The sequence below is a fragment of the Sphingobacterium pedocola genome (genome assembly GCF_015209965.1).
In the GTDB taxonomy this organism is placed as follows: Bacteria; Bacteroidota; Bacteroidia; order Sphingobacteriales; family Sphingobacteriaceae; genus Sphingobacterium; species Sphingobacterium pedocola.
Genome location: NZ_MU158690.1, coordinates 450,895 through 464,856, shown reverse-complemented (window position 1 = coordinate 464,856; position 13,962 = coordinate 450,895). Strand labels below are relative to the sequence as shown.

The window sequence follows — 13,962 nt, the reverse complement described above, 5'->3', positions numbered from 1 at the left end:
GGAATTGTTTCCTTCAGCTGGAAAATACTATTTTTATTCTGTGGGAAACAAATTTATGAGGCAGAGGATGTTTTGATACTGTCAGGTGTAGTTAGCTCAGACCACGTGCCCTTATATGTTTTATATTACAAATGAAGAAATTCAACCTTATGGTAAGCAAACATTTCATTTTGGCTGTCACGCTGTTCTGGTCGTGCAAAACAACCAATAACATAGCAACTAAACAAGACGACGGGAGCGCCAAGGAGGACGCTCCCCTATCCTACGAGATTATTGGAGATAAATTACCTATTGCCGACCCTTACGTGTTGTATCACGGTGATAAATATTATGCTTATGGTACGCGAGTAAATGGTTTCGAAGTATATATCTCGGAAGATCTGAAACATTGGAAGCGTAGTGCGCATTTGGCCTTGTCGCCCGAAAACTCGTGGGGAACGAGATGGTATTGGGCTCCCGAAGTCTACTATGTGGCATCTAGAAATCGATTTTATATGTTCTATTCTGTTGACGAGCATATCTGCGTAGCGTCGTCCAACAGACCTGAAGGTCCTTTTATACAGCAGGAGAAAACACCTATTGTGAGTGAAAAAGCAATTGACACCCATTTGTATATTGATGAGGATGGTACACCCTACCTATACTATGTACGGTTCACCGGTGGAAACGTCATTTGGGTGGCTGAGATGAATGATGATTTAAGAACTATTAAGGCTGAAACATTGACAAAATGTATCACCGCCGAAGAACCGTGGGAACGGAAGCAAGGAACGATTACTGAAGGTCCCTCCGTGATCAAGCATGGTAACATGTATTACCTCATGTATTCTGCTAACCATTTTGAGAGCCAAGATTATGCTGTGGGTTATGCCACATCAAATTCACCTAAGGGTCCATGGAAAAAATACAATGGCAATCCGATTCTACGCCGGGATAAACCTGCTGCTTCCGGATTAGTCGGCACAGGTCATGGCGCTCCTTTTATCACTGCTGATGGAAGTTATAACTACATTTATCACGCACATGCGAATATGAATAGTATAGGTCCAAGGACTTCCTACATCAACGACATGACAATTTCTGAAGATGGTGTCATTCGTATCAGCGGAGAAGCAACCAAGCCGGTGTTGGTAAAATAAGAAACTCTCCCTGCAAAATTAATTGGGCAAGCTATCGTGCCTGCCCAATTAATTTCGCTTATTAGCGTGCATCGAAGCTTTTGGGATCATAAATCGCTACACCCACCCGACTGTCTGCGCAACCGTAAAACAAGAACCATTTGTCTTTAAAATAAACAAGTCCTTGGATAAATACCGTACCGTCCGGGTACTGTCCGCTTTTTTCGAAGGCCTCTGTCGGTACAAAAAATGGCTTATCCAAACGACCAATAACTTTGGATGGATTTTCTAAATCAAACAGTACTTGTCCCGCTGCATAGGTTCTGGCGGTGTAATTCGTATCCCTTCCATCTCCCCCTTTGTTTTTGCCGTTGTATAAGACAAGAATGCCTTTATCTGTGATAATGGCCGGAGGGCCACATTCCGTCATATCACTATCAAAATACCCCTGTCTTGGTTTTACAATCAGATCCAGATCACCCTTTTCATTCAAGGTAGGTTTCCAGTTAATCAAATCATCAGACGTAGCAATATTCATAAAGCGCTCACCCCAGTACATCATATATTTCCCGTTTACCTTGGTGATCACCTGCTCTCCGTTGTTGATTTTGGTAACGATGGAACCTGATTTACAGAACATATCCTTAAACTTTCCATTGTGTGCTTGTTGAAATGCGGGGCCGTGCTTTGTCCAATTCTTTAAGTCTTTCGATGTGGCAACAGCTAGGCGTGCTACTTTTCTGTTCCATTGCGTGTACGTCATCACATATAGGCCACCATCGGTAACAGCGATGCGTGGATCTTCGCATCCACCCGGCCATTCATTTTCCTTTTGTGTGTCTTCGTCGGGATAAAAGATCGGCTTGCTGCTTCTTTTCATGTTGATTCCATCTTTACTTTCGGCGATGCCCAATCTCGATGTGCGTTTACCAATACCCATACCAGATTTATCTTCTCCTCGATAGAGCACGTAAATCCGGTTATTTTTCACCACCGCTCCTGGATTGAACACATCGCTCGCTTCCCAAGCTATATTTTGCTTGCTCATCGGATCGAAAAAAGTGCTTTCCGGGTTAGGCGATATCACTGGATTGGCCCCTTCTGGACGTATGAAAGGACCCAATGTCCAATCAGGAAGCTGGTATTGGGCGTTTGCAAACGCAATAAAACAAAGAAAAGCTATAAGAAGCTGTAGTCGTAAATTGATATAATTCATAAGAGGTCTTTTTGTTCGATTATGGTCACTCGACCATACAAATATTACTAATATTTACCTAAGAAAACCCGTTAATTGTATCAATAAATTGATTTTTTGTCTCAGCAGCAAATCTAACTAAGCAGCAATCGTCTATGCTATCAAAAAACATATTGAGACGATTTCACATTTTATTGATACAGAGAGATATTTTTTTCCGGAAGACATTTGGGAAATTTGAGTATTAAATTGTGTAAAGCTAATTTTTATAAACGATACCCGATACTAATTCGAAAAAGAATAAGCTACTTCATGTAAAAGGATTTCATTGTAAATTCGTAAAATTAAAACCAACGTGCCGATACAAACTAACAACATACGCATGAAGATAAAGGCTATTTCTAAAATTTTAGGTTCCCTTACTATAGGGCTGGCCTTACAGCAACCAATCCAAGCAGCTGCACAACATACAGCAAATAAAGAAACAACAACAAAGCCAAATTTTATATTTTTCATCACCGACGACATCGGATGGAACGATTTAGGTTGTTACGGAGATCCTAATGTTAAAACACCAAATATCGACAGTTTGGCTAAGTTAGGACTTAAGTTCGAAAACGCGTATCTGACGACCAGTAGCTGTAGCCCAAGTCGCTCCAGTATTATTACAGGGCGATACCCCCACAATACCGGGGCGCCCGAACTACACGATCCACTTCCTAGCGGACAGGTCATGTTTCCGCAGCTCCTGAAGGAAGCCGGCTATTATACGGTGTTATCCGGCAAAAACCATATGGGGCCACAAACGAAGCATGCGTTTGATACGATCTCACCGGGCAAGGGGCCAGGTGGCGAAGGAGATTGGAACCAGATTATAAAAAACAGACCGAAAAATCAGCCTTTTTTCTTTTGGTTTGCCTCACACGATGCGCATCGAGACTGGCAGATTAACGATAAGGGCCCCATATACAGTCCCGATGATATCATCGTGCCACCGATGTTATACGATGGACCAAAGACACGTCAGGATCTTGCCGCATATTACCACGAAGTGTCGCGCGCCGACTATTACCTAGGGGAAATTGTCAAGGAATTAAAGAAGCAGAACATCTTGGAGAATACCTATATCATCTTTATGAGTGATAACGGCAGACCGTTCCCTAGAAGCAAAGGAAGATTATATGACAGTGGTATAAAGACGCCATTTATTATTTATGGCCCTAATGTACATAAAGGTAAAACTAACGCTTTAATAAGCGCAGTAGATATTGCATCTACGGTTCTAACATTAGCAGGTAATGACGTCCATGATAATATACAGGGCGTGAGCTTTCATTCCATTTTAGTCGACGGCGGAAGACCGGAACACCGTGATTTTGCGTTTGCAGAACACAATTGGCACGTCTTTCAAGCCCATGAACGAATGGTTAGGCACAAGGACTGGGTATACATCAGAAATGAATTTCCCGAGCGCCAGAATTTGGTCGGTGAATCTACACGACAGTTTCCTGCAGGAAGCGAATTGTGGGATGCCTACGATAAGGACTTGACTTCCCCAGAACAAGAAGATGTCTTTCAGAAACCTCGGGAACAGGAAGAGTTGTACTATTTACCTGCTGATCCATATCAGTTTAACAATCTCGTTTCCGATAAAAAACACCAGAATTCCCTCGTTTATTTGCGAAAAGTAATGGATCAATGGGTTGCCGAAACAGGAGATTCTGTGCCACAGAACCCAACACCTGATCGAGATGATGTGCATGGAAACCGGCTTCCTAGAGAATGGAAAAAGGGGGAAAGGGCCGGGCTGGCTAAGGGTGCTTTAAAAACAAATGAAAAAGGCCCTCGTCATATTAAGGATGTGCGGTAAAGTTAAAAGTTACCAAAAGACAGCATAATTTCGTATATTCACAGCGCGCAATTAGAGATCGCTATATTATAAATCAAAAGTCGTAAATAACAACTTCTTGTTAGTAAGAATGGGATATGAAAAACCTAAGAAATCATACGGATGAAGCATTGGTTATCTTATTGAATGATGATGACGAAAAAGCTTTTTTGGAGATTTATGATCGCTATAAAAATGAACTCGCGCCGCATCTCGTTCGGCTGTTGCGTTCCTATGAATTAGCTGAGGAGGTGTTGCAAGAGGTGTTTATGATGTTATGGGAGAAGCGTCATGAGATGGATGCCTCAAAGTCCGTTCCAGCCTACTTGTACCGGAGTGCCATAAATAAATCGAAAAATGTGTTTCGTAAATTGGCGAATGACAGTCGTTTGCGAGCGGAATTTCTTACCTACTTTAGGTCAACGGATAATAATATCGTGGAAGAATGGATAGAACATAAGGAAACGCAACAATTGCTTCAAACATTGTTAGATCGCTTACCACCTCAACAGAAAAAAGTTTATGAACTTTGTAAGCTTGAAGGACTAAGTTACAAAGAGGTAAGTGAACGACTTAAAATTTCCATAACGACCGTTAATAGCCACATCAGAAATGCTAACATTTTCTTAAAAGGGGAACTGAAAAATCAAACTGAACTTACCAGTATTTTATATCTCACTTTTATTTTTATCATTTTTTAATTTTTTCCCACTGACTACCAGCACATTGTAAAATACATCCTATTTCCGTTGCTTGCTTTTTGCATTTGAGGTGTAATAATACAGTTAGCCAAAAATTATAATGGGTAAGAGCCAGTACGATATCGAAGTATTATGTAGAAAATATATAGACCTTTCTATTTCTGAGGAGGAGTTGAAGGCCATGCTGGATTATTTCAAAGACTATGGTATACCTGAGGCATTTGATCATCTTTTGCGGAAAGAATTCTCGAACACGATCGCGCACAATCTTTCTGGGGAAACAGAGGACCTGACCGATAAGGTAAAATTAAAGTTGAGAAAACATATCGCATCGAAAAAGAAATCAGATTTAAATCGCTGGCTTCCTTATGTTGCGGCCGTATTTATATCAGGGATGATCGGGATTTCATGGTTTACATTCTCCCCGAAAGCTGATGATACCGTTGTGTCTGAAATAGATATTATGCCGGGAGGAAATAAAGCAAAGATAATACTTGCCGACGGCAGGATACTTACCTTGGACGAAAGTCGTAGTGGCATTATCGTCGATGAAAAAGAGATCACGTATAATGATGGAACATCCACTGTTTTAGCATTGGAATCACCTTCTCCGCAATGGTTGACGCTAAGTACACCACGTGGCGGAACATATAAAGTTACGCTAACCGACGGAACAACGGTGTGGTTAAACGCCGAATCAACGCTAAAATATCCTACCCATTTCGCTAAAGGAGAGCGCATCGTGGAATTGGAGGGAGAGGCTTATTTCGATGTAAAACGTGTACAAACAGATAACACGGCTGCACATTTTAAACCATTTAAAGTCGTTAGCGCCAACCAAACGATCACCGTTTTAGGTACGGAGTTTAATATTTCGGCTTATCACGATGAAGAGGAAACGAAGACCACCTTGGTGGATGGTAAAGTTCGTGTCGAAACACCTCGATCTGGTGAAGAATTGACACTTCTTCCAGGGGAGCAGGGAAAAAATGGAAAGAATGGACTTGAAAAAAGTAAGGTGGATGTACACGATTATGTCGATTGGAAGAACGGCGAATTTGTATTTCGGGATGAGACTGCAGAAGAGGTGTTGGAGAGGATAGCCCGTTGGTACGACTTCGAAATTGATAACAGCAAATATCTGCCTTCCAATGAGGTTTTTTCCGGAAGTATTTCGAGGTACGGTAACCTACGGACGGTCCTGGATATTATGCAGGAGGCGGGCGGTTTAACATTCGAAGTTAAAAATAGAACCGTGATCATCCGCAATAAAATCAAAAACTAATATAAAAATTTAAGCATAGTGTATGTTATAATTTGACAACAATAAAGTGAACAAGAAGCCGAAAGTGCGACCAACACTTTCGGCAATATCTGCAAGGCAGAAAATGTTCAGGACAACGTATAAATCTAGTTATTCAATTGAACCAAACATTACTGTAAATGTACGAAAAAATTACTTTCCCGCTTCAGCGGGTGTTAAAAACTCAGGTGCTTATGCGCATTCAGCTCACGCTAACAATTATTATCTTCTTCGTTATGCAGGTTGGAGCGCGTAGTGTGGCACAACACCACGTTACGCTTCAGCAAAATGGCATTTCCATGAAGGAAGTCTTTCGCGAAATTAAGAAGCAGACCGACCGGACGGTTTTTTATTCAGCAAAACGATTGAATGATACCCGGAAAGTTAATATTAATCTTAAAAATGCTACCCTCGAAACCGTGATGGACGAATGTCTTAAAGGACTGCCCCTTACGTACGTTATTATGGATAAAACGATCGTACTGAAAGAAAAGGAGACTGAAAGACGCAAACATATCCACCAACAATCGGAGGAAAGGGAATCCAATATGCATATTCAAGAAAATGTGGTAACAGGTACCGTCCGCGATGCAAATGGAACTGTATTGGCGGGGATTTCTGTATCGGCGGAAGGAACAACTTCCGCCGTAGCTACATCGGATAATGGAAGCTACAGCATAGCTGTTAAATCAGACGGAACACTCATTTTTCAGTCTGTAGGTTTCGTACGTAAAGAGGAAGCCGTGCGAGGTAGATCTGTTATAGATATAACCTTGGAGCAAGAAATCAGTGATTTGGACGAAGTGGTCGTTGTGGGGTACGGCACGGTGAAGAAATCTGATTTAACAGGTGCCGTCAACGTAATCGATGAACAAACAATCCGTAATACGCCTGCCGCAAATATTGCAATGGCCCTGCAAGGTGCAGGATCAGGGGTGAACATACAGCGAAGTGGAGGTTCAACACATCCGGCACATACCCCTGAGATCCGTATCCGCGGTACGCGATCGATCGCTGCAGGCAATGACCCCCTTTTGGTTGTGGACGGTATTCCTTACGATTTAGGTATGCTGAACAATATTTCACCAGATGATATCACTTCAGTTACTGTTCTTAAAGATGCTTCGTCAACAGCAATCTATGGTTCGCGCGGAGCCAATGGCGTTATACTGATGACGACCAAGCGTGGAGTAGAAGCGGCAAAGGCTGCAGTGACTTATAATGGATACGTAGGAGTTAGCAAGCCGTTAGGGTTTTATGATGCTATGAATTCAGATGAGTATATGCAACTACGGAAATGGTCCATGTACAACCGTTACAAAAATTCGGACAGTTACACAGGTATCGACGATCCCAGAATATTACAACGTGTATTCGAGGGAGGACTTGATGGAGAAATCGAAGGTTATGACAGAGGTGTATATACTGACTGGCAAAAAGAGTTGTATGACAAGGATCCAGTCATCAACAATCATCAGATCGGTATAGCAGGCGGATCGAAAAATACCCAATATGCTACATCGTTGGGATATTTTAAATCGACAGGTATATACGATTTACAGTCGATGGAGCGTGCAACCCTGAAATTATCTATGGATCACACCATAAACAAGTACCTCAAATTAGGGTTTAACACATTGAACACCTACTATATAAGTAGAGGAGAAAGTCTGAATCCGATGGGCGATGCGCTTTCACTCAGTCCGCTCCTATCGCCCTATTTGGACGATGGATCGATACGGGAAAAAGTACATCCAAATGACCTGATGAGTAATCCCCTCATGGATCTTCGTCCAGGAGCGATTCAGGATGACCGCAAACGGTTGTCAACATTTACGACAGGATATTTAGATGTAGATTTCACACATGGCTTTAAATACAGGCTCAATGCGGGTGTACAGTTATCGCAGACCACATTGCAACGTTACTATCAGCAAGGGACAAGCCAGCGTCGCCAGTCATCGAATTATGGCTATAACGAATCCGCTTCGCTTATAGACTATACTATTGAAAACCTTTTGACGTATGATAAAAAAGTAGAGAAGCATAATTTTAATGTTACGGCGTTGTTTAGTGCCGGAGAAAGGGAAGCACAGGATTTCGACCTGAACTATGAAAACGTACCGACCAATCAAGTAGGATACTACAATCCAGGTACGGCTGAAAACCATAAAGGAGGTGGAGAATATAGCAAGTGGAGCATGCTTTCTTACATGGGACGTCTTAATTATGATTATGACCAACGTTATTACCTGACGACGACACTTCGTGCCGATGGCTCTTCCCGTCTGGCCCAAGGTAATAAGTGGCACTATTTTCCTTCTGCTGCCCTTGCGTGGAACATAGGCCATGAACAGTTTATGGAGAGAACCGCTCATATATTGTCGCAGTTGAAACTGCGTCTAAGTTATGGTGAAGTCGGCAACACCAACGTGGATCCTTATGACACCATGGGCAATATGAGTAGCAACAGGTATATCTTCGGTTCGCAGGGTGTACTGGGATATTATCCGACAGCGGCCTCCAATAGGGAGCTGAAGTGGGAACGTACGGCCAGTTACAATGCGGGTATAGATTTTGGCTTTCTGAAAAATCGGGTTACCGGTTCTATTGAAGCCTACAAACAATACTCCAACAATTTGATGATGAATTTCACTCCTCCTGCAACAAGTGGTGTCAGTACAGCTATCCCTTACAATGTAGGTAAAACAGAAAATGTAGGGTTTGAGACGAATGTCCGTATGGATATTTTCAATGGCGACGGCAAGAATAAATTCCAGTGGAGTACGGATCTCAATATCTACTTTAACCGGAATAAGGTTGTGCAGCTTACTGAAGGAGTAGACCAATTGATTTCTGACAACCTCTTTGTCGGTCATCCACTAGGATCTTTTTACGAATACGTAGGATTGGGTATCTGGCAAGATACTCCTGAAGACAGGGCGCTGGCCGAAAGCTTCGGACTTAAAACCTCGGGCGACGAATCCGTGATAGGGACTATTAAAGTGTCCGACATCAGTGGACCCGATGGTGTGCCTGATGACATAATCAACGACAATGACCGCAAAGTATTGGGAAGCCATCAGGCCAACTTCGAAGGTGGATGGACAAATACCCTGGCCTATAAGAACTTTGACTTTACAGTAGTGATGAATTTCCGCCAGGGTGGTTTACTTAGGTCTGAACTCTATGGCGGCGGACAAAACTCGCTGTTAGGTGGTTATACAAACAATCTGGATGTGGACTATTGGACCCCGGAAAATACAGGTGCGCGTTGGCCAGCTCCAAACAACAGGGTGCAGAGCATACCTTATAAAGGAACGCTTACACTATTCGATGCGTCTTACCTCAAGATACGGACAGTGACATTGGGTTATACTTTACCCGATCAACCTCTTAGATCAATAGGATTAAGCAGGGCCCGCATATATGCAACCGCTACAAACCCGTTGACCTTCTTCTCAGAATATGTGAACAAATATAAAGGTCTCGATCCGGAGACCAACCGTGTGATGGGTACAGTGGTTCCTCCATCGTGGCAAATGTTATTTGGTATTAATATAACTTTTTAATTACGAGATGAAAATGAAAAATCTAATATTTTTATTAATAGGTCTACCGTTACTATTCGTCACGGCGTGCACGGATTTTCTGGAAGAGGAAAATCACTCAAAAATTACACCCGAGTCGTTTAATACACCACAGGGATTTGAGCTTGGATTAAATGGTGTTTATGGAGGAATGCGCGCTTTCTATGGTCCCATCAATGCTATTCATATGTTGACGGTCACCGGAACCGATGAGTTCTACAGCCGTTCTTCGGGTGACATTTATAATTTTGGCAATTATACGGCAAATTACAAACCCAGTTCGGACTATATTTATGCCTACTGGAGATCCTCGTATACATTGATCAATACCTGCAATGGTCTTGTGCACTTTGGGCAAGACATGACGGGCATTACAGAAGCCAAAAAAACAACTATGCTGGCGGAGACCAAATTCTTCCGGGCTTTGCTTTATTTTCGTTTGGTGCAATTCTTTGGCGATGTAACATTGAACCGTACCTATAATGATGGGATTATAAAAGAGGCTAAGCGAGACCCTATGGCCGATGTATACGATTTTATTATCGAAGACCTTTTGTATTGTACAACGCCGGGTAACCTGCCCGCAGGAGCGAAAGATACCAATACAGGCCGTGTTACACAAGCTTTAGCCCGTCATCTACTGGCAAAAGTGTATCTCACCCGTGGATGGAGCAGTGCCGCCCAATCTACCGATTTCCAGCAGGCATATGATGTAGCAACAGCACTAATTGAGGATGGCGAGCAAATAGGCGTCAAGCTTATGCCAAAATATGCAGATATCCATAAACCCGGTAATGAAAATAATCAGGAAATATTGTATAGTGTACAGATGACAAACGATCCGATTTATGGTGTACCGGAAGCGGACGCCAATATGAATCATCTTTCACATGTCTTTGTTGCCGGTTATTTTAATTTTAATGGTAGCGGTAATGTTCAACAGATAGAAGATGGACGTGTTTATGCGCGATACCATGGAACAACCTGGCTTTATAATGAAGCCTTTGGCGATGTAGACAAAGATTCGCGCTATTACGCTACGTTTCAAAGCGCGTGGAATGCTCCAGTGGATTTTCAGAATAGAACGCAGGAATTTTATGTCGGCAACACCAAGTATTCTGCCGTTAGAAGTGGAGCAAAAGGTAACCTTGCAGGTTATCTTCCCGGCAAAAACATGACCAGAGAAGACATAGGGGCGACAAATTACTATATACTCACGCCCGAAAACTACACTGACCCTTCATTCCCAACCATGAAGAAGTTTTTGGATCCCAATCGTGCAAGTCTTTCGTTCGACTCTCAGCGTTCAATCATCGTATATCGTTTGGCTGAAACATACCTTATCGCTGCCGAAGCTGCTTTTAAACTGGGTAATAATTCGACAAACAACGGAGCTGCTTATTACATCAACGAACTTCGTAAAAGAGCTGCCTCGAAGGAAGAATATATTGACGACCTGATGATTGCTCCCGGAGATATAACCATCGATTATATTCTTGATGAAAGAACACGTGAGCTTTGTGGAGAACAGTTGCGCTGGTTCGACCTTGTTCGCACACAAAAATTGGTTGAGCGCGTACGGAAGCATGGGTTCTTTACGACAAAATGGACAAATCACACCCTGCCTAAGGATAATATACAGGATTTCCACGTATTGCGCCCAATTCCGTTGAAACAAATCGAGTCTGTTATTGCTGGCGATCCTTATCCACAACAATCCAACGGGTGGGATAATATGTAATATTGAAAACGCATAATAGAATGGTTACGCGAAAACTTATTAAACGAAAATAGAGATGAAATTAATGGTGACACTTTGCAGTATATTGTTATCTCTCTCTGCTTTATGTCAATCTCGCATGATGGAACAATTGAAAAGCGGTAAACCGCAACATATCGTAGTATATGGAACCAGTTTGTCCAGCGGTGGAAATGGAAGGGCATGGATGGATGTCGTCGAAGCACGTATTGCGGAGGAGTATGGAGATAATCTGATCCACTATACGCTCGCCGGTAAGGGCGGGATGTGGTCTGTCTGGGGCGTCAAAAACTTCGAAGATAGTGTCATTGCCAAAAAGCCGGATGCAGTGTTTATAGAGTTCGGTATAAACGACGCGTTTAAAGAATACGGGACATCGGTTGCGCTTGCTAAATTGAATCTGGAATATATGATTGACCGCGTACGGCTTTATAGCGATTCCTGCGACATCTTTTTACAGGTTATGAATATGCCTATCGGAAAATCTGCTACTTTTAGACCAGATCTATCAGCGTATTATGCGATGTATCGGGAAGTAGCACGGCAAAAAAAGGTAATGCTTATCGACCATTACACCAATTGGCAGAATATCTTAGATCAGGGGGAAGAGGTTTTCAGGCAGTACGTTCCGGATGGCTTACATCCCAATAAGAAGGGTGGAGAAGAGGTCATCGCACCGGAGATAATAGAATTTTTAAACTTAAATGTAACAGATAAATAGAAAACATGAGGAAAACACTATTGGCTATGGTTATCATAAGACTACTTGTTTCTTGCAACCAATTGCATTCAAATGAATATCAAGCAGACCTGATTGTCTATGGCGGCACATCAGCGGGTATTATTTCTGCAGTACAGGCAAAAAAATCGGGGAAATCGGTCATCGTCATATCGCCCGACAAACACTTGGGCGGATTGTCATCAGGGGGGCTTGGGTTTACGGATACAGGTGATAAATCGGTCATCGGGGGGCTAGCACGCGATTTCTATCATCGTGTGTATATGCACTATCAGGATAGCGCAGCTTGGCGCTGGCAAGGTCAGTCGGAATACGGCAACAAAGGCCAAGGTACAGCAGCAATAGATGGTAACGAGCGTACGATGTGGATTTTCGAACCCCATGTAGCCGAACAGGTCTTTGAGGATTATGTAAAAGAATACGAGCTGGAAGTTTGGCGAGATGAATGGTTAGACCGGGAGAGTGGCGTGACGAAAAAGGGCGACCGTATTGTTTCCATTACGACCTTAAGTGGAAAAACGTTTAAGGGAAAGATGTTTATCGATGCCACGTACGAGGGAGATTTAATGGCGGCTGCAGATGTGAGCTACCACGTGGGACGCGAGGCGAATAGTGTATACGGAGAGAAATGGAATGGCATACAAACTGGAGTATTACACCACGACCACTGGTTTAAGAGCGACATTAGTCCATACATAATAGCGGGTGATAGCACGAGTGGACTTTTATACGGGGTGTCCGCTGAGGATCCAGGTGTCTACGGGGAGGGTGATGATCGGTTGCAGGCCTATTGCTTCCGGATGTGTTTAAGTAACCACCCCGATAACCGCGTTCCCTTTCCGAAACCAGGTAATTATAATCCGGAAAACTATGAGCTACTGGCGCGCGTTTTCGCATCGGGCTGGCGTGAGACCTTTCGTAAATTCGACCCAATCCCCAATCGTAAAACGGACACCAACAACCATGGCCCCTTTAGCACGGATTTTATTGGTATGAATTACGATTATCCTGAAGCGAGTTACGAACGTCGTAAAGAACTAATCAAAGAACATGAAGATTATCAAAAAGGATTGCTGTATTTCATGGCTAACGACGAAAAAGTACCGGCTGATGTGCGCAGGGAAATGGCACAATGGGGCTTAGCGAAAGACGAATTTACAGACAATGGACATTGGCCCCATCAGTTATACATTAGGGAGGCACGTCGCATGGTAGGCCAGCACATAATGACCGAACACGATACATTCAGCGAAAGTGAGATTTCTGACCCTGTAGGCATGGGGTCTTATTCGCTGGATTCGCACAATGTGCAGCGATACGTAAAGGCTGACGGGTATGTTCAGAATGAAGGAGATATCGGTGTGAAGCCCAAGAAGGGGCCTTATAAAATATCCTATGGTTCACTCGTACCCGAGAAAGAAGAATGTACAAATCTTCTTGTTCCGGTATGTGTCTCCAGTTCACATATCGCTTTTGGGAGCATTCGTATGGAACCGGTATTCATGATACTGGGAGAAAGTGCAGCTTTAGCCGCATCTTTGGCTATTGACCAAGGTATCGGCGTGCAAGATATACCCTATAGCGCTCTTCAAAAGATGCTGCTGGAAAATAAACAGATCTTATCCAAACCATAAGCAAAATATGGAGGATATTAGAATTAAATCGTAAT

9 protein-coding genes are annotated in these 13,962 nt (G+C 42.9%); 8 read left to right on the top strand and 1 reads right to left on the bottom strand.

Annotated features, from left to right (window positions below; all coding sequences use genetic code 11):
* Positions 1-131: 131 nt before the first annotated feature.
* Complete coding sequence (locus C4F40_RS12065; protein WP_196939653.1) at positions 132-1,139, top strand: glycoside hydrolase family 43 protein; 1,008 nt, start codon at positions 132-134, stop codon at positions 1,137-1,139.
* A 61-nt stretch (positions 1,140-1,200) separates the two neighbouring features.
* Here the strand turns inward: C4F40_RS12065 and C4F40_RS12060 are convergent, their stop codons facing one another.
* Positions 1,201-2,334 carry a glycoside hydrolase family 130 protein gene (locus tag C4F40_RS12060; RefSeq protein ID WP_196939652.1) on the bottom strand — a complete coding sequence of 378 codons (1,134 nt, stop codon included), beginning with the start codon at positions 2,332-2,334 and terminating at the stop codon, positions 1,201-1,203.
* A 361-nt stretch (positions 2,335-2,695) separates the two neighbouring features.
* On the opposite strand from C4F40_RS12060, the gene C4F40_RS12055 reads away from it, so the two are divergent.
* The 7 genes from C4F40_RS12055 (at position 2,696) to C4F40_RS12025 (ending at position 13,927) form a co-directional block, all read left to right on the top strand.
* A complete protein-coding gene (locus tag C4F40_RS12055; RefSeq protein ID WP_196939651.1) occupies positions 2,696-4,183 on the top strand; it encodes a sulfatase family protein in 1,488 nt (495 codons plus the stop codon).
* 116 nt (positions 4,184-4,299) lie between these two features.
* On the top strand, positions 4,300-4,902 hold the full coding sequence (locus C4F40_RS12050) for an RNA polymerase sigma factor (RefSeq protein ID WP_196939650.1): 603 nt from the start codon (positions 4,300-4,302) through the stop codon (positions 4,900-4,902).
* Positions 4,903-5,002: 100 nt separating this feature from the next.
* A complete protein-coding gene (locus C4F40_RS12045; RefSeq protein WP_196939649.1) occupies positions 5,003-6,187 on the top strand; it encodes a FecR family protein in 1,185 nt (394 codons plus the stop codon).
* Between the two features lie 158 nt (positions 6,188-6,345).
* The gene (locus tag C4F40_RS12040) at positions 6,346-9,777 is read left to right on the top strand and encodes a TonB-dependent receptor (protein ID WP_196939648.1); all 3,432 of its coding nucleotides are present in this window, start codon (positions 6,346-6,348) and stop codon (positions 9,775-9,777) included.
* A 13-nt stretch (positions 9,778-9,790) separates the two neighbouring features.
* Complete coding sequence (locus C4F40_RS12035) at positions 9,791-11,536, top strand: RagB/SusD family nutrient uptake outer membrane protein (RefSeq protein WP_196939647.1); 1,746 nt, start codon at positions 9,791-9,793, stop codon at positions 11,534-11,536.
* Positions 11,537-11,654: 118 nt separating this feature from the next.
* The gene (locus C4F40_RS12030; protein WP_196939646.1) at positions 11,655-12,275 is read left to right on the top strand and encodes an SGNH/GDSL hydrolase family protein; all 621 of its coding nucleotides are present in this window, start codon (positions 11,655-11,657) and stop codon (positions 12,273-12,275) included.
* A gap of 5 nt (positions 12,276-12,280) precedes the next feature.
* Positions 12,281-13,927, top strand: coding sequence for an FAD-dependent oxidoreductase (locus C4F40_RS12025; protein ID WP_196939645.1), 1,647 nt, complete (start codon positions 12,281-12,283; stop codon positions 13,925-13,927).
* The last annotated feature ends 35 nt before the right edge of the window (positions 13,928-13,962 follow it).

Bases quoted from the DNA above. Each gene is read 5' to 3' on its own strand.
- C4F40_RS12040 (WP_196939648.1), top strand. From the start codon at position 6,346: ATGTACGAAAAAATTACTTTCCCGCTTCAGCGGGTGTTAAAAACTCAG.
- C4F40_RS12065 (WP_196939653.1), top strand. From the start codon at position 132: ATGAAGAAATTCAACCTTATGGTAAGCAAACATTTCATTTTGGCTGTC.
- C4F40_RS12035 (WP_196939647.1), top strand. From the start codon at position 9,791: ATGAAAAATCTAATATTTTTATTAATAGGTCTACCGTTACTATTCGTC.
- C4F40_RS12060 (WP_196939652.1), bottom strand. From the start codon at position 2,334: ATGAATTATATCAATTTACGACTACAGCTTCTTATAGCTTTTCTTTGT.
- C4F40_RS12045 (WP_196939649.1), top strand. From the start codon at position 5,003: ATGGGTAAGAGCCAGTACGATATCGAAGTATTATGTAGAAAATATATA.
- C4F40_RS12030 (WP_196939646.1), top strand. From the start codon at position 11,655: ATGATGGAACAATTGAAAAGCGGTAAACCGCAACATATCGTAGTATAT.
- C4F40_RS12055 (WP_196939651.1), top strand. From the start codon at position 2,696: ATGAAGATAAAGGCTATTTCTAAAATTTTAGGTTCCCTTACTATAGGG.
- C4F40_RS12025 (WP_196939645.1), top strand. From the start codon at position 12,281: ATGAGGAAAACACTATTGGCTATGGTTATCATAAGACTACTTGTTTCT.
- C4F40_RS12050 (WP_196939650.1), top strand. From the start codon at position 4,300: ATGAAAAACCTAAGAAATCATACGGATGAAGCATTGGTTATCTTATTG.